Origin of the sequence: Xanthomonas translucens pv. undulosa, from assembly GCF_017301775.1 — a bacterium.
GTDB classification, from domain to species: domain Bacteria; phylum Pseudomonadota; class Gammaproteobacteria; order Xanthomonadales; family Xanthomonadaceae; genus Xanthomonas_A; species Xanthomonas_A translucens.
In genome coordinates this window covers 1,929,670-1,955,000 of sequence record NZ_CP063993.1, presented here as the reverse complement: position 1 = coordinate 1,955,000, position 25,331 = coordinate 1,929,670, and the positions used below count along the sequence as shown (strand labels likewise).

Here is a 25,331-nt window from a genome sequence, read left to right as displayed (position 1 = left end):
GTCAAGCGAATAAGCGCACACGGTGGATGCCTTGGCGGTCAGAGGCGATGAAGGACGTGGCAGCCTGCGAAAAGTGTCGGGGAGCTGGCAACAAGCTTTGATCCGGCAATGTCCGAATGGGGAAACCCACTGCTTCGGCAGTATCCTGCAGTGAATACATAGCTGCTGGAAGCGAACCCGGTGAACTGAAATATCTAAGTAACCGGAGGAAAAGAAATCAACCGAGATTCCCTAAGTAGTGACGAGCGAACGGGGACTAGCCCTTAAGCTGGTATGGTTCTAGAAAAACAACCTGGAAAGGTTGGCCATAGAAGGTGATAGCCCTGTATTTAAAAGGGCCATTCCAGTGAAGACGAGTAGGGCGGGGCACGTGAAACCCTGTCTGAATATGGGGGGACCATCCTCCAAGGCTAAATACTCCTGACCGACCGATAGTGAACCAGTACCGTGAGGGAAAGGCGAAAAGAACCCCGGAGAGGGGAGTGAAATAGATCCTGAAACCGTGTGCGTACAAGCAGTAGGAGCTCGCAAGAGTGACTGCGTACCTTTGTATAATGGGTCAGCGACTTACTGTTCGTGGCAAGCTTAACCGTATAGGGGAGGCGAAGGGAAACCGAGTCTGATAAGGGCGCATAGTCGCGGGCAGTAGACCCGAAACCGGGTGATCTAGTCATGGCCAGGGTGAAGGTGCCGTAACAGGTACTGGAGGCCCGAACCCACGTCTGTTGCAAAAGACGGGGATGAGCTGTGATTAGGAGTGAAAAGCTAATCGAACCCGGAGATAGCTGGTTCTCCTCGAAAGCTATTTAGGTAGCGCCTCGGACGAATACTGCTGGGGGTAGAGCACTGTTATGGCTAGGGGGTCATCGCGACTTACCAAACCATTGCAAACTCCGAATACCAGTACGTACTATCCGGGAGACACACGGCGGGTGCTAACGTCCGTCGTGAAAAGGGAAACAACCCAGACCCACAGCTAAGGTCCCAAATTCACTGCTAAGTGGAAAACGATGTGGAAAGGCACAGACAGCCAGGAGGTTGGCTTAGAAGCAGCCACCCTTTAAAGAAAGCGTAATAGCTCACTGGTCGAGTCGGTCTGCGCGGAAGATTTAACGGGGCTAAGCAGTGAACCGAAGCTTGGGGTGCATCGCGATAAGCGATGCGCGGTAGAGGAGCGTTCCGTAAGCCGTTGAAGGTGGATTGAGAAGTCCGCTGGAGGTATCGGAAGTGCGAATGCTGACATGAGTAACGATAATGCGGGTGAAAAACCCGCACGCCGAAAGCCCAAGGTTTCCTTGCGCAACGTTAATCGGCGCAGGGTGAGTCGGCCCCTAAGGCGAGGGCGAAAGCCGTAGTCGATGGGAAGCAGGTTAATATTCCTGCACCTCGCGTAAGTGCGATGGAGGGACGGAGAAGGTTAGGTGTACCGGGCGTTGGTTGTCCCGGGGAAAGGCGGTAGGTTTGGATCTTTGGCAAATCCGGGATCCTTTAAGACCGAGCACCGAGACGAGTCTTTTAGACGAAGTCACTGATACCATGCTTCCAGGAAAAGCTCCTAAGCTTCAGCTTACGCAGACCGTACCGTAAACCGACACAGGTGGGTAGGATGAGAATTCTCAGGCGCTTGAGAGAACTCGGGTGAAGGAACTAGGCAACATGGCACCGTAACTTCGGGAGAAGGTGCACCCTTTTTGGTGGCTCATGCGAGCTATAGCTGAAGAGGGTCGCAGAAACCAGGCCGCTGCGACTGTTTATCAAAAACACAGCACTCTGCAAACACGAAAGTGGACGTATAGGGTGTGACGCCTGCCCGGTGCTGGAAGGTTAATTGATGGGGTCAGCCGCAAGGCGAAGCTCTTGATCGAAGCCCCAGTAAACGGCGGCCGTAACTATAACGGTCCTAAGGTAGCGAAATTCCTTGTCGGGTAAGTTCCGACCTGCACGAATGGCGTAACGACAGCGGCGCTGTCTCCACCCGAGACTCAGTGAAATTGAAATCGCTGTGAAGATGCAGCGTTCCCGTGGCAAGACGGAAAGACCCCGTGAACCTTTACTATAGCTTTACACTGAACGTTGAGTTCGTCTGTGTAGGATAGGTGGGAGGCTATGAAACCATGGCGCTAGCTGTGGTGGAGCCAACCTTGAAATACCACCCTGTCGTGCTTGACGTTCTAACCTAGGTCCGTTATCCGGATCGGGGACCGTGTATGGTGGGTAGTTTGACTGGGGCGGTCTCCTCCTAAAGAGTAACGGAGGAGCACGAAGGTACGCTCAGCGCGGTCGGACATCGCGCACTGTGTGCAAAGGCATAAGCGTGCTTGACTGCAAGATCGACGGATCAAGCAGGTACGAAAGTAGGTCTTAGTGATCCGGTGGTTCTGTATGGAAGGGCCATCGCTCAACGGATAAAAGGTACTCCGGGGATAACAGGCTGATACCGCCCAAGAGTTCATATCGACGGCGGTGTTTGGCACCTCGATGTCGGCTCATCACATCCTGGGGCTGTAGTCGGTCCCAAGGGTATGGCTGTTCGCCATTTAAAGTGGTACGCGAGCTGGGTTCAGAACGTCGTGAGACAGTTCGGTCCCTATCTGCCATGGGCGTTGGAAGTTTGAGAGGGGCTGCTCCTGGTACGAGAGGACCGGGTGGGACGAACCTCTGGTGTTCCGGTTGTCACGCCAGTGGCATTGCCGGGTAGCTATGTTCGGAAGCGATAACCGCTGAAAGCATCTAAGCGGGAAGCGCGCCTCAAGATGAGACTTCCCGGGGCACAAGCCCCTTAAGGAACCATGTAGACTACGTGGTTGATAGGTCAGGTGTGTAAGTGCAGCAATGCATTGAGCTAACTGATACTAATGATCCGTGCGGCTTGACCATATAACCTCAAGGTGCTTCTAAGCATCCCTTAGCACGACACACGTCGATAGCTATCCAAACGCTCGCTACGTCACACCCTATGAGAGGCTGGCGCCAGTTGCCGTCTTCCACACAAGCCGCACATCCGTGCCTTGTCCGAAGACACAACCCGGCGACACTCCAACCGTCTCCCTGGTGAAATTAGCGCTGTGGAACCACCCGATCCCATCCCGAACTCGGAAGTGAAACGCAGCTGCGCCGATGGTAGTGTGGCTCAAGCCATGCGAGAGTAGGTCATCGCCAGGGGCTTTACCCCAAATCCCCGTCCCACAAGGACGGGGATTTTTTTTTGCGCGCGATAATCCCAAACACCACACGCCTTGCCGCCGTCACCCACGCGCGCACCTGCGCCTCGCTCCACTTCGACGGCACACCCTCCGCATAAATGCCACCGCCACCCGGCCCGACCCCCACATCCCCCCGCTTGCCGGCCCCGATGCTGCTTCCGGTCTTCCATCGCCGTCTTCGAACTTCAGCTTGTTCAGCTTGCTGCAGCCTTGCTCGCCCACCAGGGCCTTCACATGCGCCCGGCTCACTGGCGCCGCCCCCAATCGCGCGTAAGCGCTGACGACTGCCTGACCCAGCGCGAGCTATACCGATAGCAGCGGCCGGTCGGAGCCTCTTCGGAATCAGGGCGGTTCACCTGCCTAACCGTTCACGGCATACATCCCACCTGTTTTACATTCTATCGATGGCACTGTGCGGACCGTTTCTGCACGTCTGTTCCCACCGATCTTTCAACGTTGCGGCTGGTGCAGCTAGGGGCACTTACTCGGCATCTACTGCCAACGCCAGTCCAGCTGAACTTGCAACCGCGCTTCCCAACGCGGTCGTCGCACGCGCCCTGCATGGCTCGCTCCGTTCCACCGACGATGCGTGCTTTTAATGCAGGTCGGCTTAGACTTTTCCTATGCCATGCCAGCTTTGACGTGCGTTGCCGGCGCCGACGACCTCGGCGTCGCCCACGCCGCAGCCCTTCTCCCGTCACCAGAGAACTTTCCCATGAGCCAAGCCAATGGATACGCCGCACTGGCGTCCGATCAGCCGCTGACCCCCTATGCGTTCGAGCGCCGCACGACGGGGCCGCACGACGTGAGCATCGAGATCCTCTATTGCGGCGTCTGCCATTCCGACCTGCATACGGCGCGCAACGAGTGGTACAACACCCAGTATCCGTCCGTACCCGGGCATGAAATCGTCGGACGCGTCACTGCGGTCGGCGACCAGGTCGATGCCTTCAAGGTCGGCGATCTGGCCGGTGTCGGTTGCATGGTCGATAGCTGCCGGCATTGCGCTTCCTGCGCCGACGGCGAAGAGCAGTACTGCGAAAACGGCTTTGTCGGTACCTACAACGGTCCCATGTTCGGTGGCGAGAACACCTATGGCGGTTACTCCGACCATATCGTGGTCGACCAGAAGTACGTGCTGCGCATCAGCCACGCCGAAAAGGACCTCGCGGCGGTAGCGCCCTTGCTGTGCGCCGGCATCACCACCTATTCGCCGCTGAACCATTGGAAGGTCGGGCCGGGCAAGAAAGTCGGCATCGTCGGACTCGGCGGCCTGGGCCACATGGGGGTGAAGATCGCGCACGCGATGGGGGCGCATGTGGTGCTGTTCACCACCTCGGCGGGCAAGAAAGCCGATGCCTTGCGTCTGGGCGCCGACGAAGTGGTGGTGTCCAAGCTGCCGCAGGAGATGGCGGCGCATGCCAACAGCTTCGACTTCATCCTCAATACGGTCGCCGCCTCGCACGACCTGGACGCGTTCCTGGCCCTGCTCAAGCGCGATGGCACGATGACGCTGGTCGGCGCACCGGCCGAACCGCATCCGTCGCCGACGGTGTTCAACCTGATCATGAAGCGCCGCCAGCTGGCCGGCTCGCTGATCGGCGGCATCCGCGAGACCCAGGAGATGCTCAATTTCTGCGCGAAGCACGGCATCGTGTCGGACATCGAGACGATCGAGATGGCGCAGATCAACGAGGCCTACGAGCGCATGCTCAAGGGCGACGTGAAATATCGCTTCGTCATCGACATGGCCAGCCTGGAGAACGCCAAGCAGGCCGCTTGATGCAGTGGCATGGCCGGCCGCGCAACGACGCGGCTGGCCATGCGCTCGCGATGCACAATGTTCCACGAGACGCCTGGACACGCGAGTGCCCAGGCGTTTCTATGGGTGTCATGCGTCATGACCTTGCGTTGCAGCGCTTTGCGTTCCCGTGATTACAGGCAACGAAAACGTGCAGGGGTAACTCTGGGAGAGCCCAGGGCCATCCGTTGCAGCAGGCCACATCGGTAATGCCCGTCGCGGCTGAAGCCGCTCCTACAGGGAAGCGGCCTTGGGCATCAGCAGCAATGGCCGAAGCCATGCGCAACCGGTTGAAACGACAACGGCGCCGCAGCGCCGTTGTCGCGACTGTCGCGCAGCGAGGCATCAGCCGATCATTTGCCCGGCGCGACCGGCGCCGGTTTGGCACCGCCCATCATGCTGTCGCGCGCCGCCTTGAACGGGTTGTCCTGATACCAGTTCGGCCAGGTGTCGCCTGCCGCCAGTTGCTTGCCGACGCCGTAGACGGCCTGCAAGTCGTCCATCACCCCATCGAGCTTCCAGGTGGCCGGATCGTATTGGTCGGCGGGCGTGTGATAGCGGTGTTTGCCGTAGTCCTCTGAGGCGCGCTTGCCGGCATCGAGGCTGCCATCGATCAGGTCTTCGCCGCCATTGATATACAGCGCCGGCACGCCGACCTTGGCGAAGTTGAAGTGATCGGAGCGGAAGTAGAAGCCGCTCTGCGGCGACGATTCGGCATGCAGTACGCGGCCCTGTGCGGCGGCAATCGGCTTGAGCATGTCCTCCAGTTCGGAACTGCCGAAGCCGTTGACCACCAGGTCCTTGGCGCGGCCGGCGACCGGCATCGCATCGAGGTTGATGACGCCGGCGATCTTGTTCAACGGAAACGTCGGATGGGCAACGTAGTACTTGGAGCCAAGCAGGCCCGACTCTTCCAGCGTCACCGCCAGAAACACCACCGACCGTTCCGGCTTGGGCTGCTGGTGCACGAACGCATCGGCGACCTCAAGGATGCCGGCGACGCCGGTCGCATTGTCCACTGCACCATTGTAGATGTTGTCGCCGGATTCGCCCTCGTGCTTGCCGAGGTGATCCCAGTGCGCCATGTACAGCACGGCCTCGTCGGCACGGCTGCCGCCGGGCAGCACGCCGACCACGTTGCGCGATTTCTTCTCGGAAATCGTGCTCTTCAGGTGCACCGACAGCTTGGCCTTCAGCGGCACCGGCTTGAAGCCGCGCTTGTTGGCGTCCTTGTAGGCCTGGTCCAGGTCCAGCCCGGCATCGGCGAACAACTGCTTGGCGGCCTGCGCGGTGATCCAGCCCTGCGCGGCGATGCGCGGTTCCGGATCGTCCTTGGCCGGCAGGTCGTATTGCGCGCCGGACCAGGAGTTCCTGACCACGTCCCATCCGTAGCTGGCGCCGGGAGTGTCGTGCACGATCAATGCGGCGACCGCGCCCTTGCGCGCGGCTTCCTCGAACTTGTAGGTCCAGCGCCCGTAGTAGGTCATGCGCTTGCCTTCGAACAACGTGCCGTCCTCGGTATGGAAGCCCGGGTCGTTGACGAACATCACCACCGTCTTTCCCTTCCAGTCCTGGTCGGCGTAGTCGTTCCACTTCTGCTCCGGCGCGTCTACGCCGTAGCCGACGAACACCATGTCGCTGGCGTCGATCCTGACCTCGGTCTGACCGGTGCGGCTGCCGATCACCATGTCGGTACCGAATTTCAGTTCGCGCGGCTTGCCGTTCTGCTCCAGCTTCAGCGTGGTGTTCGGATCGGCCGTGGTCTCGGTTATCGCCACGTCCTGGAACCAGCTGTCGCCGTTGCCCGGCTGCAGGCCGATGCGCTGCATCTGGTCGCGGATATAGGAAACCGTCTTCTCTTCGCCCGCAGTGCCGGGGCCGCGGCCTTCGAACGTGTCCGAGGACAGGGTCTTGACCAGCTCGCCGAAGTCGGCCGGGGTGATTTCGGGAGAAAAGCTGTGGGCCGCGGCGGCCTCAGGAGTTGGCACGGACGGCGCGGCATCGGCGGCTGGGGGCGGCGCTTCGCGCTTGCATGCGGCCAGCGCGGCGGCAGCAGCCAGGCACAGCACGAGCTTGCGGGACATGGGGGCTCCTGGGGTATGAGGAATCCCGATTCTATAGGCAAGTCCCACGCGCGCGCCGCCGGCATTGCGCACGACGCGGGCGGATCAATTCTCCGGCGCGGTGTCGCCGTCGAACGGCTGCGCGGTGGCGCCGCTGATCGGACCGGTCTTGGCGCTGCGGTGCACGTACAGGGTCACCTCGCGCTCGAAATGCAGCGGGCCATCGATCACCGCGCGCGGGCCGATGATGACGCGCGGCTTGCGCGCCGGCTTGAACGACATGCTGAAGCTCGGCTTCTTCATCTCGATGCCGCCGCCGAGGTGCGAGTCGTGGCCGACGGTGATGTCGCCATTGACCGTCTCGATGCCGCCCTGCAGCTGCGTGGCGACTAGGCCGATGCTGCCGTTGACGCTTTCCACGCTGCCGCCGATGCGGCTGCCGCGGTCGACGAAGATGCCGCCTTTGACCGTCTCGATGGAATCGGCGATCTGCACCTGCTGGCCAACGCGGATGCCGCCGTTGACCGTGGACAGCCCTCCGGACTGCGCGTTGTCGGCGATCTTGAGGCCACCGTTGACGGTTTCCACATTGCCGACACGGGCACCGGATTCGACGTTGATGCCGCCGTTCACCGTTTCCAGGTCGCCGTACTGCTTGCCGGCTTCGGCGGTGATGCTGCCATTGACCTTGCTGATGCCTTCCGCCGCCAGGGCGGGGCCAGCGAGCAGGCCCAGCGCCAACAGGACCGAGAAATGCGTACGCTTCATCACCCACCTCCAGAATGCAGTCCAGTCGCGGCACCACGTGTGCGGCGATCACAACACGCTTCGCTACAATCCGCACCTGCCTGAAGTCATTGGACCAGCCCTTGCCCGCAACCGTCTCCGCTCCGTTGCGTCCCGCGTCGCCCATCGCGGTGCGGCGGTGCCTGCCCGCCTGTCGGCGCGCGGCGACGCGATTGCTGACGGCGACGGCATTGCTGCTGATCGCGACGCTGGCGCTGGCGCAGAACCCGCGCGAGGCGGAGCGGCGCCTGGAGAAGGTGCGCGGCGAGCTGAAGACCGTGGCCGAGGAGCGGCGCCAGCTGGAAGGCAAGCGCGGCGACGCGGCGCGGCAACTGCGCGATGCCGACGAGAAGGTGGCCACGACCGGGCGCAGCCTGGCGCAGACCCAGCAGGCGCTGCGCCAGCACCAGCAGACCCTGGCCGAACTGGAGCGCAAGCGCGACACGCTGCGCAGCGGCCTGGTACGGCAGCGTGCCGAACTGGCGCAACTGCTGCGTGCCGCCTATGCGATCGGCAGCAATGCGCCATTGAAGCTGCTGCTGGCGCAGGATCGGGTGGCCGATGCCAATCGCCTGCTGGCCTATCACCGCTACCTGCAGCGCGAGCGCGCGCAGCGCATCGCCACGCTGACCCATGAGCTGCAGGCGCTGGAACAGGTGCAGCGCGAGGTGGCGGCCAAGCGGCAACAGCTCAGCGCAGCGCAGCGCCAGCAGCAGGATCAGGCGGCGTCGCTGCAGCGCGACCGCACTCAGCGCGCCAGCCTGGTGTCCGAACTGGACGAGCGTTACCAGGACCGCAGCGAGCGCGAGAAGGCGCTGGGCCAGGACGCCAAGGCGCTGGAAACGTTGCTGGCCAATTTGCGTGCGGCGGCGGCACGGGCCGAGGCCGAGCGGCGTGCGGCAGCCAAGCGCGCGGCGGCCGAGCAGGCCGCGCAGGCCAAGGCCGCGGCGAAGCATCCATCGCGCGGCGGCAGCAAGGTGCCGCCGAAGGTGGTGGCGTCGGCGCCGGCGCTGAAGGTCAGCGGCCTGGGCTGGCCGCTGTCCGGCGATTTGATCGCGCGCTATGGCGGCAAGCTGCCGGACGGGCGCACCAGCAACGGCGTGCTGATCGCCGCGCCGGCCGGCAGCACGATCACCGCCGTGGCCGACGGCACGGTGGTGTTCTCCGACTGGATGACCGGTTACGGCATGATCCTGATCGTGGACCACGGCAACGGCTACATGAGCCTGTATGCCCACAACGATGCGTTACTCCGCGATCCCGGCGACCGGGTCAAGCGCGGCGATGCGGTGGCCAAGGTCGGCAATTCCGGCGGGCAAGGGCGCCCGGCGCTGTATTTCGAGTTGCGCCGCAACGGCCAGCCGGTGGATCCGTCATCGTGGCTGCAGCGCCGCTGAGCGCCGCCGCGGCCATGCATTCAACGCGGATTTAGCCCGCTTTCGCGCATAATCCGGACAACTGCGCCGTGCACGGCGCAGGTCATCCCCCAATCGGAGTGCTTCATGCGCGTAGTCCTGTCCGCTGCCCTGTTGCTTGCTCTGGCGCCGCTGCCGTCGATGGCGCAGAGCGTCGGCGAACAGACGCCCCCGGCCCCGGCGGCCAGCGCCGACGATCCGGACGCCACCGAATCGGCCACCTCGCGCGTGCCGCTGGACGAGATCCGCCGCTACGTGGCGGTGTACAACGCGGTGAAGGAAGCCTACGTCGATCCGGTCGACGACAAGAAACTCATGCAGTCGGCGATCCGCGGCCTGTTGCTGAACCTGGATCCGCACAGCACCTATTTCAGCAAGGAAGACGCCGAGGCCTTCGACGAACAGGCCACCGGCGCCTACGACGGCATCGGCGTGGAGTTGCTGCAGCTGCCTGACAACACGCTCAAGGTGGTCTCGCCGATCGACGACACCCCGGCTGCGCGCGCCGGCGTGCGCTCGGGCGACATCATCGTCGCCATCGACGGCAAGCCGATCAGCGCGGTCAAGGCGATGGAGCCGTTGCGCGGCGAGTCGGGCAGCAAGGTGGTGCTGACCATCGTGCGCGAGAAAGTGGACAAGCCATTCGACGTGACCCTGACCCGGCAAACCATCCGCGTGGCCAGCGTGCGCAGCCGCACGCTCGAGCCGGGCTACGGCTATATCCGCATCAGCACCTTCCAGGCCGATACCGGCGCGGACTTCCACAAGCAGCTGCAGCAGTTGCAGGCGCAGTCCGGCGGCAAGCTGCGCGGGCTGGTGCTGGACCTGCGCAGCAACCCCGGCGGCCTGTTGACCGCGGCGGTGCAGGTGGCCGACGACCTGCTCGACAAGGGCACCATCGTGACCACGCGCGGGCGCATCTCGGTCAGCGATTCCAAGTTCGATGCCACGCCTGGCGACCTGCTCAACGGTGCGCCGATGGTGGTGCTGGTCGATGCAGGCTCGGCCAGCGCCTCGGAGGTGCTGGCCGGCGCGCTGCGCGACAACAAGCGCGCGCGCATCGTCGGCAGCCGCACCTTCGGCAAGGGCTCGGTGCAGACCGTGCTGCCGCTGGACAACGGCGACTCGGTCAAGCTGACCACGGCGCGCTACTACACGCCCAGCGGCAAGTCGATCCAGGCCAGCGGCATCGTGCCGGAGGTGGTGCTGCGTCCGGAAGAGAGCAAGCAGGACGCGGACAAGCCGGCGGTGCTGGCCGACTACAGCGAAGCGACCCTGCCCGGCCACCTGCACGGCGACGACGAAGGCGCCGAGGGCTATAGCGCCGGCGATGTGCTGCCCGGCGACGCGCCGATCGCGCAGGCCCTGGCCGAACTGAAGCAGCCCGGCGCGGTGGCCAGGGCCGCGGCGGCCAAGCAGGCCAAGGCGAAGCCAAAGGCGGCCTTGCCGACCGCAGCGAAGCCGGCGCCGCTCGCGCCCAAGAGCGACGTCCCCAAGACCGACACGCCGGCGCCGGCGTCAGGCGACTGAGGCCGCGCCGCGGCGCGTGTTTCGACCCGGATGCTGCCCCTGTAGGAGCGGCTTCAGCCGCGACCGGGCATTCCCGGGAATGCCCGGTCGCGGCTGAAGCCGCTCCTACAAAAAAAGCGTGAAGCGCCGATGGCGGAACATCTTATCGGCCCGCGATCGCGAGCTGTATCTGCTCAGCGCGGCTTGCCCGGCATCGGGAACGGGGTGATCACCTTTTCGCCGGTGGCCGCGTCGCGAATCGCGGACTGGCCCTTCTTCTCCACTTCTTCGATGCGTACGATGCTCTGCATCGGCAGGTGTAGCATCTTGGTATCGCCGAATTCCTCGCGCAGGCGCTCTTCGGTCGGATCGACCACCAGGCCGTCGTGCAGGTCGAACACCAGCCCGCCGATCTCGCTGAAGCCCCACAGGTGACTGCTGCCCACATGCTGCGCGTACAGCGCGTAGACCTTGCCGTGGTTGAGGAACGTCACTTTGTACAGGGACTTGGCCATGCGCGGAGTATAGGGCGCGGCGGCGCGCCGGCTCAGAAGCCCTTGCGCTTGCGCAGGCGCCGCGCGATCGCCGCGCGCACGTACAGCCCGTACCCCATGCCCAGGGTGAAGCCGGTCAGGTGCGCGGACCAGGCGACCATGCCGAACGCCGGGCCGATGTAGGCGAACACCACCTGCAGCGCCGCCCAGGTGCCGATCAGCAGCGAGGCCGGCGCGCGCACGAATTCCAGGAACAGCCCCAGCGGCAGCACCACGCCGAGCTTGGCGCGCGGGAACAGCGCCAGGTACGTGCCGATCAGCGCCGAGACCGCGCCGCTGGCGCCGATGATGACCCGGTCCGGGGTGCCGATCGCGAACACGGCGGCCAGGTTGGAGAGGGCGCCGCCGCCGAGGAACAGCAGCAGGAAGCGCCACGGCCCGAGCACGCGCTCGGCAGGCAGGCCGAAGATCAGCAGGAACACCAGGTTGCCTAGCAGGTGCGACCAGTCCGCATGCAGGAATAGCGCGGTGAACAGGCGCAGCACGCTGCCGTCCTGCACGGTGGCCAGCCAGTCGCGTGGGCTGGCGACGCCGGCCGAGAGCGCGCCCCAGTCCAGCCACAGCGTGGCGCGGGCCTGGTTGGGACGGCTGATCGACCACAGGAACGCCAGCCACATCGCCACGAACAGCAACGGTGTAGCCCAGCGCAGCGTGGTTCGGTCGCGGGAGGGGATGGAGACGAACATGCCTGTACCGGGGAACGCGGCCTGTAACGATACCGGCTTCATCCGGCTGAACGCACGCCTACTCCGTGCGAAACTGAACGGCCGTTATTGTTATTGTTCGGTTAACGCAGCGGGGTATACTGCATACGGCGTCGTATGTCGGGAGGGGACTCCGGCGCGCATTTCCGGCTTGCTCAGCTGGGATGCGCAGACGCGAACACAGACATTTTCGTCTTCCGGAGAGTAACAAACCATGCAAAACGCAACCCAGTTCATCCGTTTCACCGCCCTGGCCGTCGGCATCGTCGGCGCCCTGACCATCGGTCAGGCGCATGGCGCCGCGTTCCAGCTGAAGGAAAACAGCGCCAAGGGCCTGGGCCGTGCCTTCGCCGGTTCCGGCAGCGCGCCCGGCGACGCCTCGATCATCGCCAACAACCCGGCCGGCATGCGCCAGCTCGACGGCAAGGTGTTCCAGGCCGACGTCAGCGCGATCCAGTTCGCCGCCAAGTACCAGGGCACCGGCACCTACGCCACCGGCGCGCCGATCTCCGGCGGCAAGGGCGGCGACGCGGGCACGATCGCGCCGGTCCCGGCGGTGTACTTCCACCTGCCGTTCGGCGAGAACAACAACATGCACCTCGGCACCTCGCTGACCGTGCCGTACGGCTTCAAGACCGAATACGACCGCGACTGGGTCGGCCGCTACAACGGCGTCAAGACCGAGCTGCAGGCGATCGACTTCAACGTGGCGTTTTCCTACGACGTGAATCCGTACGTGTCGTTCGGCGCGTCGGTGTTCGCCGAGCGCCTGGACATCGACCTGTCCAACGCGATCGACCTGGGCAGCGTCCTGGCTGCGCGCCGCGTGCCGGGCTTTGCGCCGGGCAGCGCCGATGGCTATTCGCGCATCAAGGGCAACAGCACCGATGTCGGCTACACCCTGGGCGGCCTGTTCAGCATCGACGAGAACACCCATATCGGCTTCAGCTACCGGTCGAAGGTCGAGCACAAGATCACCGACGGCACCGCCGACTTCACCACGCCGGCCAACGCCGCCACCGTGCTGGCCGTCGCCGCGCCGGGCACCTTCGTCGACACCAAGGGCCGCGCCACGGTCACGCTGCCGGCCACCGCGACCGCCAGCTTCACCCACACCATCAACGAGCAGTGGACGGTCATGGCCGACGTCAGCCGCACCGCCTGGAGCAAGTTCGACCAGGTGACGGTGGACTTCGCGAACAACCAGCCGAACAGCGTGCTGAACTTCGCCTACAACGACACCACCTTCGTCTCGGTCGGTGCCGACTACCGCATGAGCGACACGCTGACCCTGCGCGGCGGCCTGGCCTACGACGAAACCCCGACCAGCAACGAGCACCGCGACGTGCGCGTGCCCGACGCAAGCCGCAAGTGGGTCTCGCTGGGTCTGAGCTGGCGTCCGTCCGAGCAGGCCGAATACAGCTTCGGCTATACCCACCTGTTCACCAGCGATCCGAGCATCAACTCGACCACCGCGACCGGCAACACCCTCGTCGGCAGCTACGACGTCAGCGGCAACGTGCTGGCGGCGTCGGTCAACTACAAGTTCTGATCGAGCGCGTGCGCGACAGTCGCGCGGCGCAGGCCGCGCGCCACCAAAGCCCCGCTTTGGCGGGGCTTTTTTGTGCGCGTTTCCCTGTGGCCGGTGCGGCTCTGCGCATATCCTGGCGAATGCTTGACAGGCCTTGGACCCGCGCGTAGAAGGCTTGTGACGCCGATGCGCAGATGACATCGGCATGCAGCCACGGCAGTGATGCCGTCCCCATTCGCCCTGCGGCCGTGGACTGGGAGAGGTTGGCAATGCACCACCGCGAATCGAAGCCGTCGTCCTGCGCTGCCGTGGGTGTTCGCCAAGGCCTGCCAGCGTGACCGTTCGCCACAAACTGAGTGCCCTGCGCTCACGCGACAAGTGCGTCGCCGGCTACTCGCGGCCTCGACGCTAATCGTGCATCGCGGTCTGATCTGACCAACGCGTCGCGTCTGTTTCCCGTGTTCTGTTGCCCATGCGCGTATCTCCTGCGCGCAGCGCCGCAGCGTGCGCGCCATGCAGTCGCCGTGCGTCCGGTCGGTACCAACGACATCCGGGTTGCCGACATGCGTCGCGCCCGGTGCATGGCACTTTTGGCGAGGGGAAGCATCATGTGCAATGGCAAGCGTTCGAACGGCAAGATCCTGGTTGAGGCGATTCTGGCGGTACTGGGGGCGAGCGCCGCAGTGACGGCGGTGGCGGGGACGGTGACCGGCCAGGTCAGCGTGCAAGACAGCGGCAAACCTGCCGCGAACACGCGGGTCGGCATCGCCGGAACCGCGTATGCGGCGGTGGCCGATGCCACCGGGCATTTCACGATCGCCGACGTGCCGGCGGGGCAGTACGCGCTGGAGTCGAGCTATCCGGGTTTCAGCGCGGCGCAGACCCGCTTCGACGTCAGCGACACCGGCACCACCGCGCTCAACATCGCGCTGGACGAGGTCAAACAGCTGAAGAACGTCACCGTCGTCGCCAATCGCTACGACGCCAGCAACCTCAAGATGAACGCGGCGAACACGGTGGACGTGCTGTCCGCCAACGATCTGCAGCACACCGCGGTGCACAACGTCGCCGAGGCGCTGGGGCTGATTTCGGGCATCAACATCACCACCACCGGTTCGGGCTATTTCGGCGGCGTGGATGGCGCGGCGCGCGGCGAGGGCATGTTCGCCTCGGTGCGCGGCTTGCCGTCGGAATACAACGTCAACCTGATCGACGGGGTCACCGTCGCGCAGGGCATGCCCTACAGCCGCAGCGTCCAGCTCAGTCTGCTGCCGCCCTCGGGGCTTCAGACCATCGTGGTCAACAAGACCTCCACCGCCGACATGGACGGCGATGCGATCGGCGGCACCATCGATTTCCGCACGCCCACCGCGTTCGACTTCAAGCAGACCAGCAGCGGCAGCGTGACCGGCAGCGGCCGCCTGGAAAGCCTTGCGCGCGATTACGGTGGCGACGGCCTGGGCGGCGGCCTGGCCGGCGAGTTCCAGCACAAGTTCGGCGACCAACAGCAGTTCGGTTTCTACGCCAGCGCGTATTACGACTACCGCACCTCGACCAATAGCGAAGTGGCCGCGGCGACCAGCGCGCTCAACGACCACTCGTGGGCGTTCCTGCATGCCGATGCCGACGGCGGCAACGCTGCCGGCTACGATCCGCAGCACAACCTGACCAGCACCGGCATGAACGTCGGCGTGGTCGCCGGCGGGGAACGCCGCTACGGCGGCAACGCCTCGTTCGACTGGCAGGTCGACGACAGCCTGTCGCTGTATGCGCGCGCCACCTACGCCTACGCCCGGACCGACCAGGGCACGACCTTCACCCAGTTGCTGCCGCAGAAGGTCAGCTATGTGCCGAGCGCGACCGCAGGGGTCTATACGCCCAACATCGGCCGCATCGCCTCGCGCTTCTGGTACGAGACCAATCCGGAGATCGCCGACCTGGCGACGTTGCAGATCGGCGCGCGCAAGACTTCCGGCGGCTGGACCTTCATGCCGAACCTGTTCTACAGCTTCGGCGACAACGACCGTCCCGACCACGTCGAGATCGACGGTCGCGAGGACAAGTTCTCGCAGACCAACTACGCCTACTCCGGCAGCTCGCTGGTGCGCTACGGCAGCGGCGCGTTCCCGTATCCGCAGCTGACCCCGGCGCTGCAGGCGCAGGTCAACGATATCCCCTCGCTGTACGCCAGCAGCTATGGCGAACTGACCAAGATCTATTCCGGGCAAAAGAAGGGCGGCGCCAAGTTTGACGTCCGCTACGACTTCGAGGACGGCGCGCTGTCGGCGCTGCAGTTCGGGGTGAAGTACAGCAAGAGCTCGCGCAGTTTCAGCAACCGCGACTGGTGGGCCGGCGGCGTCGGCGATACCAGCACGCTCGGTGACCTGGGCATCTTCAACGGCACCTACAGCGCGATCTTCCCCGGCAAGTATCCCTGGGTCACGCCCAAGGTCAGCGAGAGCGCGGTCAGCAATGTCATCTACCGCCATCTGCGCGACGACGACCTGGACAGCTGCGGCAGCGCGTACTACGTCAACAACTGGAACTGCAACACGATGCGCGGCACCGAGGCGGTCGCCGCGGCCTACGCGATGGCGACCTTCTCGCTGGGCAATCTGGAAATCGTGCCGGGCCTGCGTTTCGAGCACGGCAGCATCCACAACACCTTCTGGGTGACGCCGTCCGATGCCGACGGCAACCAGACGGTCGGTTATTTCGACAGCAACCACACCGCCTACGACGAACCGTTGCCGAGCGTGTTACTGACCTGGCGTCCCGACGCGCGCACCGCCTACCGCGCTTCGCTGTGGACCAGCTATACCCGGCCCGCGTTCGTGCAGTTGGGCGGCGGATCCAACATCAGCATCTCCAACAGCGTCCCCGCCGTCACCACGATCACCCAGGGCAACCCGGACCTGAAGCCGATCGAAGCGACCAACCTGGACCTGTCCGGCGAATGGGCGACCGAGCACGGCGGCTTCTTCTCGGTGGCCGGCTTCTACAAACGCCTGCGCCACTACATCTACGACGCCGGCTCCGGCCAGGCCAATCCCGGTAGCAGCGGCAGCGGCACGGTGTTCTATGCGATGCCGACCAACGGCGGCGACGGCCGCGTCTACGGCCTCGAACTGAGCGCGCGCCAGCGCTTCCAGGACCTGCCGGAACCGCTGAACGGCCTGGGCGTGAGTTTCAACGCCACCCGCCAGCATGCGCGCGCCGACCTGGGCATGGACGGTTTCGAGAACGAGCACATGCAGTCGGCGCCCAATGCCATGGCCAACGTCGAGCTGTTCTACGAACGCGAGCGTTTCTCGGTGAACCTGAACTACCACTTCAGCAGCTCGTACCTGCTCGGCTACGACTATCTGCACCAGACCGCGCCGTGGGACGACCTGTGGGCACGCCCGACCCGGCGCGTGGACCTGCACGCCGGGTACCACTTCGACAACGGCCTGAGTCTGGACCTGTCGATCTCCAACCTGACCAAGGAGTACAGCTACTGGGCGCACGTGGGCCGCAGCGACCTGGCGATCTCGGACATCGTCGATGCCGGCACCACCACGTTGCTGACCGCCAAGTACACGTTCTAGCCAGCTCTCCGCAGGATCGGGGCGGTGCGCGCCTGCACCGCTCCCTTGCGCGCGCCGCCTTCGGAGACCTCGATGAAACGTCGCAATTTTTGCCTGCTCAGTGTGCTCGCGCCGCTCGGGATGGCGGCCGCCGTACCGCGCTGCGCGGCCGCCGCGCGCGCTGCGCCGGTGCCGGATGGGCGTCCGCACACGTTGGGTTTCGCGCACGCGCACTTCGTGCTCGACGGCCAGCCGTGGCAGATCCGCAGCGGCGAGATGCATCCGCTGCGGATTCCGCGCGAAGACTGGCTGCAGCGGATCCGCATGGCCAAGGCGATGGGCCTGAACACCATCGCCCTGTACCTGATGTGGAACGCGCTGGAAACGCAACCCGGCGTGTTCGACCTGGACAGCGGGCGCCGCGATTTCGCCGCCTTCATCCGCCTGTGCGCGCAGGAAGGCATGTGGGTCTATCTGCGGCCCGGCCCCTACGTCTGCGCCGAGTGGACGCTCGGCGGCCTGCCCGCGTATCTGTTGCGCGAACCGGGCATGCGCCTGCGCGATGCCAAAGATGCGCGCTACATGGCGGCGGTGCGGCGCTACATCGCCGCGGTGGCGCCGCGGATCGCACCGTTGCTGGCGGCGGCCGGCGGGCCGGTGCTGATGCTGCAGCTCGAGAACGAGTATTCGATGTTCGGCGACGACGTGGGTTACCTGCAGGCGCTGCGCGCGCTGTGGCAGGAACACGGTATCGACGGACCGTTCGCGGTCGCCGACGGCATGAAGGACCTGCGCCGGCGCAAGGCTTATCTGCCGGGTGCGGCGTTGGGCCTGGATGGCGCCGATCTGGCCGACCTGCAGTACGGCCGCGCCTTCGCCGGCGCTGCGCCGGTGTGGGTGGCCGAGGCTATCCGGGCTGGTTGACGCATTGGGGCGAAGCGGACTTCGCGCGCCGCGACTACCTGCCGACGCTGCGCCGGCTGCTGGCGCACGGTCACTCGTTCAACCTGTACGTGGTGCACGGCGGCAGCAACTTCGGCCTGAGCGCCGGCGCCAATGCCGACGACGACGGTTCCAATTTCCAGCCGGCGTTGACCAGCTACGACTACGCCGCGCCGATCGACGAGCGCGGCGACCCCGACGTACTTCGCGCTGCGCGCGGCGATCGCGGGCGCAGCAGGCGGAGCGCACGCTGGAGATCCTGATCGACAGCTTCGGCCATGTGAACTTCGGTCCGGCGCTGGGTGATGCCAAGGGTCTGGTCGGCGAGGTGCAACTGCAGGGCGTGCCGCTGCAGCACTGGCAGGCGTATCCGATCGCGCTGGACGATGCCTGGATCCAGACGCTGCAGCCGCTGCGCGCGCCGACGTCGCGGCCGGGGCTGTTGTTCCGTGCGCAGATCGTGGTCGAGACGCGCGGCGACGTCTACCTGGACATGCGCGAGTGGGACAAGGGCTATCTGTGGGTCAACGGCCAGTTGCTCGGCCGCTACTGGCGCATCGGGCCGCAGCAATGCTTGTACTGCCCGCGGTCGTGGCTGCGGCCAGGCCGCAACGAGGTGCTGGTGCTGGATCTGCACCGCACCCGCGCCGCAGCGATCCACTGTGCGAACGGATTGCGAGCAAATGCATGAGCCTGCGTCGCGTTCGCCCCGACCGTCCCCATCCGATCCACTGCGTCGCGCCGGCGACGAGGGAGTCCGCATGCTGCTGACCACGCCTGATACGCCTGCGCGCCACGATGCCGACCACGAGCCGCCACGCGCGATCGGATTCTGGTGCGGCCTGTCCGCGAACCTGCTGAACATGATCGGCATCGGCCCGTTCATCACCATTCCGTTGGCGTTGTCGGCGCTGGCCGGGCCGATGGTGCTGCTGGGCTGGGTCGCCGGCGCATTGCTGTGCCTGTGCGACGGCCTGGTCTGGGCCGAACTGGGCTCGGCGATCCCCAAATCCGGCGGGCCTTACCACTACCTGCGCGAAGCCTACGGCCGCGAGCGCCTGGGCCGCCTGTTCGGTTTCCTGTACCTGTGGCAGACGCTGCTGACCGCACCGTTGTCGATCGGCGCGGCGGCGGTCGGCTTCACCCAGTACCTGGCGTTTCTGGTGCCAGGGTTGGCGCCGTGGCAACTGACCGCGATCGCCGCGGCGCTGTGCCTGTTCAACACCGCCTTGCTGTACCGCGAGGTGCGCTCGGTGCAGGTGCTGTCGCTGCTGGTCACCGCGGCGATGGTGGCGGCGGTGGTGTGGATCGTGATCAGCGGCGTGCTGCATTTCGACATGGCCATCGCGCGGCGCTTTCTGCAGGCGGGGACGGATTCGCCGCACGGCTTCTGGCTCGGTTTCGGCGCGGTGGCGCTGATCGCGGTGTACGACTACGGTGGCTACAACAACGTGTGCATGCTCGGCGGCGAGATCCGCCAGCCGCGGCGCAACATCCCGCTGGCGGTGCTGTGTTCGATCCCGATCGTGGCCGCGCTGTACCTGGGCCTGAACGTGGCCATCCTCGGCGTGTTGCCGTGGCAGCAGGCGGCACAGTCCAAGGCGGTAGTGGCCGACTTCATGCAGGCGATCTACGGGCATGTCGGCAGCATCATCTCGGTCGCGCTGATCATGCTCGCCAGCTGGGGATCGGCGCTGGTGGTGTTGCTGGGCTATTCGCGGCTGCCGTATGCGGCGGCGGCCGAAGGGCAGTTCTTCCGGGTGTTCGCGCGGCTGCATCCGCGCGGCCGTTTCCCAACCGTGTCGCTGCTGTTCGTCGGCGCGACCTCGGCGCTGGCCTGCGTGCTGTCGCTGGACGACCTGATCGCCACGCTGATGGTCATCCAGATCATGTTCCAGTTCATGGCGCAGTGCCTGGCGGTGGTGCTGCGGCGGCGCAAGCTGCAGCGCCCGCGTGATGCGTTCTCGATGCCGCTGTATCCGTGGCCGCTGTGTGGGTGAGCGTGGCCGGCTGGATGTACATCCTGGCCACCAGCCAGGGCCGCCACCTGCTCGCCGCGGTCGTGGCGCTGTGCGTGGGCGCGGCGCTGTTCTTCATTCAAGCCAGGAGACAGGGCACATGGCCTTGGGCTGCGCGATGAGCGTGTGCGACGTTGCCGTGGTCGGCGAGATCTATGCCGATCACATCCTCAGCGGTTTCCGGCGCTGGCCGCAGCCGGGCGAGGAAGCCCTGGCCAGCGCCTATCTGCGCGAGCTCGGCGGCGGCACCGTCAATACCGCCTGCGGACTGGCGCGGCTGGGGCGCAGCACGCGCTTGATCGGCCTGATCGGCGAGAGCGACCGGCCCTGGTTCGCGCAGCGCCTGGGCCAGTTCCAGGTGCGCAGCGATGGGCTGCGCAGCGCCCCGGCCGGCACCGGAATCACGGTCAGCGTGTCGATGCCCGACGACCGCGCATTCTTCACCTAACTGGGCGCCAACGCGCAGCTCGATGCGCTGCTCGCGCGCGCCGAGGTGCTGGACGAACTGTGCGCGGCGCGCCATGTGCATTTCGCGATGCCGCTGCCGCGCACGCTGGCGCAGACGCTGCTGCCGGCGCTGGCCGCGGCCGGCTGCACGACTTCGCTGGACGTGGGCTTCAGCCCGGACTGGCTGGCCGCGCCGCACAACCACGCCACCTGCCGCGAGGTGGACTATTTCCTGCCCAACCAGAAAGAGGCCGCCTTGCTCGGCTGCGGCAACGGCGCCGAAGCGTGCCGCCAGTGGGCGCAGACGCTGGGCTTGCGCCATGCGGCGATCAAGCTCGGCGGCACCGGCGCGATGGCGGTCGACGCGGCCGGCGCGCGCCGCGTGGCCGCGCCCGCGGTGCAAGTGCGCGACGCCTTCGACGCGGGCTTCATCGATGCGCTGCTCGACGGCGCAGGACTCGACGACTGCCTGCGCCGCGCTTGCTTCTGCGGCGCGTCCTGCTGCGCCGCGCTCGGCGCGCTGGACCGCCTCCCCGATTTCGACCAACTGAGGAACTTCAATGACAGCAACTACGAGCGGCGCCGCGCGCTGGCCAACCAGCGCACCCAGGGCGGCAGCCGCAGCGCCGAGATCGAGACCTTGAACCACGCCTTGATCGCCACGCTCGGCAGCCGCCTGCAGGCCGGCGACGGCCACGGCGCGGTGCAGGCGTATGCGGCGTATCTGAACCAGCGTTCGGGTTCCTACATGAAGCTCGAGGCCGACGGCGGTTCGGCGTTCGATGCCGGGGTCAGCCTGCAGGCCGATCCGTTCCGGGTCAGCACCGGCTACCACCGCATCGCCATCGACGTGATGAGCGCGCTGACCGGCGCGGTGCCGGCCAAGATCGTGGTCAACGTGCGCAACCAGGGCGCGATCGCCGATCTGCCCGACGACGACATCGTGGAGATTTCCTCGCACATCGGCCGCGACCGCATCGTGCCGTGCCCGGCCGCGCCGCTGCCGGATGCGGTGCATGGCCTGATTCGCGCGGTGAAGGCCTACGAGCGCGCGGCGATCGAGGCGGTGCTGTCGGGCAGCCGCCTGACCGCGCGCAAGGCGATGCTGATCCATCCGGCGATCGGCGAATGGACGCCGTCGCACGACTTGCTGGAGAGCCTGTTCGGCCACCTCAGCGACGACGGCCAGTGCCTGTGCCAAGGGCCGATGCATTGGCATGGCTGAGTAAAGCGAGTGTGCGGCGGCGGAGATGGACCCGTCGCCGCGTGTGCCGAGTTTTTCTATAGGAGCGGCTTCAGCCGCGACATTGCCTCACCGGAGAGTGCCTGTCGCGGCTGAAGCCGCTCCTACAGAAGTGCCGGACGAGTCCGGTCAGTCGCCCAGCGTCAGCAACGACGCATTGCCGCCGGCCGCGGTGGTGTTCACCGTCACCACCTTCTCGGTGGCGAAGCGCAGCAGGTAGTGCGGGCCGCCGGCCTTGGGGCCGGTGCCGGACAGGCCCTGCCCGCCGAACGGCTGCACCCCGACCACCGCGCCGATCTGGTTGCGGTTGACGTAGACGTTGCCGACCTGCACGCGCGCGGCGATGCGCTCGATGGTCTCGTCGATGCGCGAGTGCACGCCCAGGGTCAGGCCGTAGCCGGTGGCGTTGATCTGCTCGATCACCGCGTCGAGCTGGTCGGCCTTCCAGCGGATCACGTGCAGCACCGGGCCGAAGATCTCGCGCTGCAGCTGCGCCAGCGATTGCAGTTCGTAAGCGCGCGGGGCGAAGAAGCTGCCGTGCGCGGTGCCGTCGTCGTTGGCCGCCACCGCGATCAGGCGCGCTTCGCGGTCCATGCGCGCGGCGTGGTCGGTGAGCAGTTGCAGCGCGTCGGCGTCGATCACCGGGCCGACGTCGGTGGACAGCAGGCCCGGGTCGCCGATCTTCAGTTCGGCCATCGCGCCGGCGAGCATGGTCATCACCTTGTCGGCGATGTCGTCCTGCACGAACAGCACGCGCGCGGCCGAGCAGCGCTGGCCGGCGGAGATGAAGGCGCTGGAGATCGCGTCCTTGACCACCGCCTCGGGCAGCGACGAGGAGTCGGCGATGAACGCGTTCTGGCCGCCGGTCTCGGCGATCAGCACGCCGATCGCCGCGTCGCGCGCGGCCAGCGCGCGGTTGATCGCGCGCGCGGTCTCGGTCGAACCGGTGAAGGCGACGCCGGCCACGCGCGGATCGCGGGTCAGCGCCGCGCCGACGGTGGCGCCGTCGCCGGGCAGGAACTGCACCGCCGCTTCCGGCACGCCGGCCTCGTGCAGCAGCTTCACCGCGGCATGGCCGACCAGATTGGTCTGCTCGGCCGGCTTGGCGATGACGCTGTTGCCGGCGGCCAGCGCCGCGGCGACCTGGCCCAGGAAGATCGCCAGCGGGAAATTCCACGGGCTGATGCACACGAACACGCCGCGGCCGTGCAGCTGCAGTTCGTTGGATTCGCCGGTCGGTCCGGGCAGGCGCTCGGGCGCGCCGAACTGGGCGCGCGCCTGGCCGGCGTAATAGCGCAGGAAATCCACCGCCTCGCGCACTTCGGCGACGCCGTCGGGCAGGGTCTTGCCGGCTTCCTTGACGCATAGCGCGATGAACTCGGGCAGGCGCGCTTCCAGCAGGTCGGCGGCGTGCTCGAGGATGGTGGCGCGGCTGGCGGCCGGGGTGCGGTTCCAGCCCGGCTGCGCGGCCACCGCGTTGGCCAGCGCCTTGTCCACGGTGGCTGCGTCGGCCGGCTGCCAGCGGCCCACTACCTGGCGGCGGTCGGCGGGGTTGGTCACGGGCAGCGCGTCGCCAGCGAGCACCGCGCCCGGCACCAGCGGCGTGGCCTGCCAGGGCTTGATCGCGGCGTTGAGCTGGTCGGCCAGCGCGCGCAGGTCGTTGTCGTTGGCGAGGTTGGCGCCCATGGAATTCTTCCTGTTGTGGTTCTGGCTGCGCAGCAGGTCGGCCGGCAGCGGGATCTTCGGATGCGGGATGGAGGCGAACGCGGACACCGCCTCGACCGGATCGCGGATCAGGTCCTCGATCGCCACGTCCTCGTCGGTGATGCGGTTGACGAAGCTGGAGTTGGCGCCGTTCTCGAGCAGGCGCCGCACCAGGTACGGCAGCAGGTCCTCGTGCGAGCCGACCGGTGCGTACACGCGGCACGGCACGCCCAGGCGCCCGGCGGGAATCACCTCGGCGTAGAGGTCGTCGCCCATGCCGTGCAGCTTCTGGTGTTCGTAGTCCTTGCTGCCGGCGATGGCGCGCACCGCGGCGATGGTCTGCGCGTTGTGGGTGGCGAACATCGGGTACAGCGCGTCGCTGTGCGCGAACATGCGCTTGGCGCAGGCCAGGTAGGACACGTCGGTGTTCTGCTTGCGGGTGAACACCGGATAGCCCGGATGGCCCTCGACCTGCGCGCGCTTGATCTCCGCGTCCCAGTACGCGCCCTTGACCAGGCGCACCGGGATGCGGCGGCCGACGCGGCGCGCCAGGTCGGCGAGGAAGTCGATCACGTACGGGGTGCGCTTCTGGTACGCCTGCACCGCCAGACCGTAGCCTTCCCAGCCGTCCAGCGACGGATCGCAGAAGGTGGTCGCGATGATGTCCAGCGACAGTTCCAGGCGGTCGGCTTCCTCGGCGTCCACCGTGTAGCCGATGCCGTAGGACCGGGCCAGCTGCGCCAGTTCCAGCACGCCCGGCACCAGCTCGGCCATCACCCGCGCGCGCTTGGCGTGCTCGTAGCGCGGGTACAGCGCGGACAGCTTGATCGAGATGCTGGGCGCGGCGAACACGTCGCTGCCCTGGTAGGAACCGTTGGGGCCGCTGCGGCCGATCGCATGGATCGCCTGGCGGTAGGCGTCGAGGTAGCGGTGCGCATCCTTCATGGTCAGCGCGCCTTCGCCGAGCATGTCGAACGAGTAGCGGTAATGCGCGTTGTCGCCCTTCTTCGAGCGCGACAAGGCCTCGCCGATGCTGCGGCCCATCACGAACTGGTGGCCCATGATCTTCATCGCCTGGCGCACCGCCAGGCGGATCACCGGCTCGCCGACGCGGCCGATCAGGCGCTTGAACGCGCCGCTCACGTCGGCGCGGGTCAGGTCGTTGATCTGCACCAGCTTGCCGGTGAGCATCAGCCCCCAGGTGGAGGCGTTGACCAGCACCGAGTCGCTTTCGCCCATGTGCTTCTTCCAGTCCGCGTCGCCGAGCTTGTCACGGATCAGCTTGTCGGCGGTCTCCTGGTCGGGGATGCGCAGCAGCGCCTCGGCCACGCACATCAGCAGCACGCCTTCCTCGCTGCCCAGGTCGTATTGGCGCATGAAGGCCTCGATCGCCCCCTGGTCCTGGGCGCGGGCGCGCACCCGGGTGACCAGGTCGGCGGCCAGCGCTTGCACCTTGGCCTGGTCGGCGGCGGGCAGGCGCGCCTGCTCGAGCAGTTCGCGCACGTGCTCGGCCTCATCCTTCAGCCACGCGGCGGTGATCGCGGCGCGCAGGGCCTGGGGCGCGGGGGGCAGTTCCGGGGCAAGCAACGGCGAGGGAGACGCGGACGGCATCGCCGGGGAGGAACCGGCGCCAGACAGAGCGTTCATGCAGGAAGGACCAGGGAAGATGCGCGCATTTTATGCCAGCGCCCGCTCGCGCAGCGCGTCGGCGCGGCCTGCGCTTGCGCGCGCTGCGCCGCGTTGTCTGAACGTGCATGGCGAGAAATCTGGTTGCAATGCAGCATTTTTTATGGTGAGCCCGCGCTTGCCGGCGCGCAGGCCCGGGGCTACCATCGAATCGTT

General features: G+C 66.1%; 13 protein-coding genes, 2 rRNA genes and 2 pseudogenes (1 of these 17 running past the window's edge). 12 read left to right on the top strand and 5 right to left on the bottom strand.

The window, feature by feature from the left end:
- From ISN38_RS08230 to ISN38_RS08220, 3 genes are all read left to right on the top strand, one after another.
- Positions 1-2,877 (top strand): 23S ribosomal RNA (locus tag ISN38_RS08230); it begins 1 nt to the left of the window's first position.
- A 170-nt stretch (positions 2,878-3,047) separates the two neighbouring features.
- A 5S ribosomal RNA gene (gene rrf / locus ISN38_RS08225) occupies positions 3,048-3,162 on the top strand.
- A 756-nt stretch (positions 3,163-3,918) separates the two neighbouring features.
- Entirely contained in the window at positions 3,919-4,986 is a 1,068-nt protein-coding gene (locus ISN38_RS08220) for an NAD(P)-dependent alcohol dehydrogenase (RefSeq protein ID WP_003471887.1), read from the top strand.
- Between the two features lie 371 nt (positions 4,987-5,357).
- On the opposite strand, the gene ISN38_RS08215 is transcribed toward ISN38_RS08220, so the two are convergent.
- A complete protein-coding gene (locus tag ISN38_RS08215) occupies positions 5,358-7,088 on the bottom strand; it encodes a M28 family metallopeptidase (protein WP_003471878.1) in 1,731 nt (576 codons plus the stop codon).
- 84 nt (positions 7,089-7,172) lie between these two features.
- Positions 7,173-7,835, bottom strand: a complete 663-nt coding sequence (locus tag ISN38_RS08210; RefSeq protein WP_003471876.1) for a DUF4097 family beta strand repeat-containing protein — start codon at positions 7,833-7,835, stop codon at positions 7,173-7,175.
- A 209-nt stretch (positions 7,836-8,044) separates the two neighbouring features.
- Here ISN38_RS08210 and ISN38_RS08205 point away from each other — a divergent pair, with 209 nt between their 5' ends.
- Both ISN38_RS08205 and ISN38_RS08200 read left to right on the top strand, forming a co-directional pair.
- Positions 8,045-9,250 (top strand): murein hydrolase activator EnvC family protein, encoded by a 1,206-nt coding sequence (locus tag ISN38_RS08205; RefSeq protein ID WP_338402664.1) that lies wholly within the window; start codon positions 8,045-8,047, stop codon positions 9,248-9,250.
- A 105-nt stretch (positions 9,251-9,355) separates the two neighbouring features.
- Positions 9,356-10,798 carry a S41 family peptidase gene (locus ISN38_RS08200; protein WP_047324472.1) on the top strand — a complete coding sequence of 481 codons (1,443 nt, stop codon included), beginning with the start codon at positions 9,356-9,358 and terminating at the stop codon, positions 10,796-10,798.
- 173 nt (positions 10,799-10,971) lie between these two features.
- Here ISN38_RS08200 and ISN38_RS08195 read toward each other — a convergent pair whose 3' ends face one another.
- The gene (locus tag ISN38_RS08195) at positions 10,972-11,292 is read right to left on the bottom strand and encodes a DUF1820 family protein (RefSeq protein WP_003471869.1); all 321 of its coding nucleotides are present in this window, start codon (positions 11,290-11,292) and stop codon (positions 10,972-10,974) included.
- 32 nt (positions 11,293-11,324) lie between these two features.
- Positions 11,325-12,017, bottom strand: coding sequence for a rhomboid family intramembrane serine protease (locus ISN38_RS08190; protein WP_003471867.1), 693 nt, complete (start codon positions 12,015-12,017; stop codon positions 11,325-11,327).
- A gap of 232 nt (positions 12,018-12,249) precedes the next feature.
- Between ISN38_RS08190 and ISN38_RS08185 the strand changes: the two genes are divergently transcribed.
- From ISN38_RS08185 to ISN38_RS20925, 7 genes and pseudogenes are all read left to right on the top strand, one after another.
- The gene (locus tag ISN38_RS08185; protein ID WP_003471866.1) at positions 12,250-13,587 is read left to right on the top strand and encodes an outer membrane protein transport protein; all 1,338 of its coding nucleotides are present in this window, start codon (positions 12,250-12,252) and stop codon (positions 13,585-13,587) included.
- A 587-nt stretch (positions 13,588-14,174) separates the two neighbouring features.
- On the top strand, positions 14,175-17,156 hold the full coding sequence (locus ISN38_RS08180) for a TonB-dependent receptor (RefSeq protein WP_206712157.1): 2,982 nt from the start codon (positions 14,175-14,177) through the stop codon (positions 17,154-17,156).
- Positions 17,157-17,228: 72 nt separating this feature from the next.
- Positions 17,229-18,059: a beta-galactosidase gene (locus ISN38_RS20245; protein ID WP_241753995.1), complete on the top strand. Its 831-nt coding sequence runs from the start codon at positions 17,229-17,231 to the stop codon at positions 18,057-18,059.
- Positions 18,056-18,340 (top strand): beta-galactosidase, encoded by a 285-nt coding sequence (locus ISN38_RS20240; protein WP_230811782.1) that lies wholly within the window; start codon positions 18,056-18,058, stop codon positions 18,338-18,340. The genes ISN38_RS20245 and ISN38_RS20240 overlap by 4 nt, the downstream gene beginning before the upstream one ends.
- Positions 18,341-18,357: 17 nt before the next feature.
- Entirely contained in the window at positions 18,358-18,768 is a 411-nt protein-coding gene (locus ISN38_RS20235) for a hypothetical protein (RefSeq protein ID WP_230811783.1), read from the top strand.
- Between the two features lie 70 nt (positions 18,769-18,838).
- Positions 18,839-20,217, top strand: a pseudogene (locus ISN38_RS08170) (APC family permease).
- Positions 20,196-21,767, top strand: a pseudogene (locus tag ISN38_RS20925) (PfkB family carbohydrate kinase). Before ISN38_RS08170 ends, ISN38_RS20925 begins: the two co-directional pseudogenes overlap by 22 nt.
- A gap of 147 nt (positions 21,768-21,914) precedes the next feature.
- Here ISN38_RS20925 and putA read toward each other — a convergent pair.
- A complete protein-coding gene (gene putA / locus ISN38_RS08155; protein WP_149507791.1) occupies positions 21,915-25,100 on the bottom strand; it encodes a bifunctional proline dehydrogenase/L-glutamate gamma-semialdehyde dehydrogenase PutA in 3,186 nt (1,061 codons plus the stop codon).
- Positions 25,101-25,331 lie beyond the last annotated feature (231 nt).

Coding starts and splice junctions, on each gene's coding strand:
- ISN38_RS08220 (WP_003471887.1), top strand. CDS start 3,919: ATGAGCCAAGCCAATGGATACGCCGCACTGGCGTCCGATCAGCCGCTG.
- ISN38_RS08215 (WP_003471878.1), bottom strand. CDS start 7,088: ATGTCCCGCAAGCTCGTGCTGTGCCTGGCTGCTGCCGCCGCGCTGGCC.
- ISN38_RS08210 (WP_003471876.1), bottom strand. CDS start 7,835: ATGAAGCGTACGCATTTCTCGGTCCTGTTGGCGCTGGGCCTGCTCGCT.
- ISN38_RS08200 (WP_047324472.1), top strand. CDS start 9,356: ATGCGCGTAGTCCTGTCCGCTGCCCTGTTGCTTGCTCTGGCGCCGCTG.
- ISN38_RS08195 (WP_003471869.1), bottom strand. CDS start 11,292: ATGGCCAAGTCCCTGTACAAAGTGACGTTCCTCAACCACGGCAAGGTC.
- ISN38_RS08190 (WP_003471867.1), bottom strand. CDS start 12,017: ATGTTCGTCTCCATCCCCTCCCGCGACCGAACCACGCTGCGCTGGGCT.
- ISN38_RS08185 (WP_003471866.1), top strand. CDS start 12,250: ATGCAAAACGCAACCCAGTTCATCCGTTTCACCGCCCTGGCCGTCGGC.
- ISN38_RS08180 (WP_206712157.1), top strand. CDS start 14,175: ATGTGCAATGGCAAGCGTTCGAACGGCAAGATCCTGGTTGAGGCGATT.
- ISN38_RS20245 (WP_241753995.1), top strand. CDS start 17,229: ATGAAACGTCGCAATTTTTGCCTGCTCAGTGTGCTCGCGCCGCTCGGG.
- putA (WP_149507791.1), bottom strand. CDS start 25,100: ATGCCGTCCGCGTCTCCCTCGCCGTTGCTTGCCCCGGAACTGCCCCCC.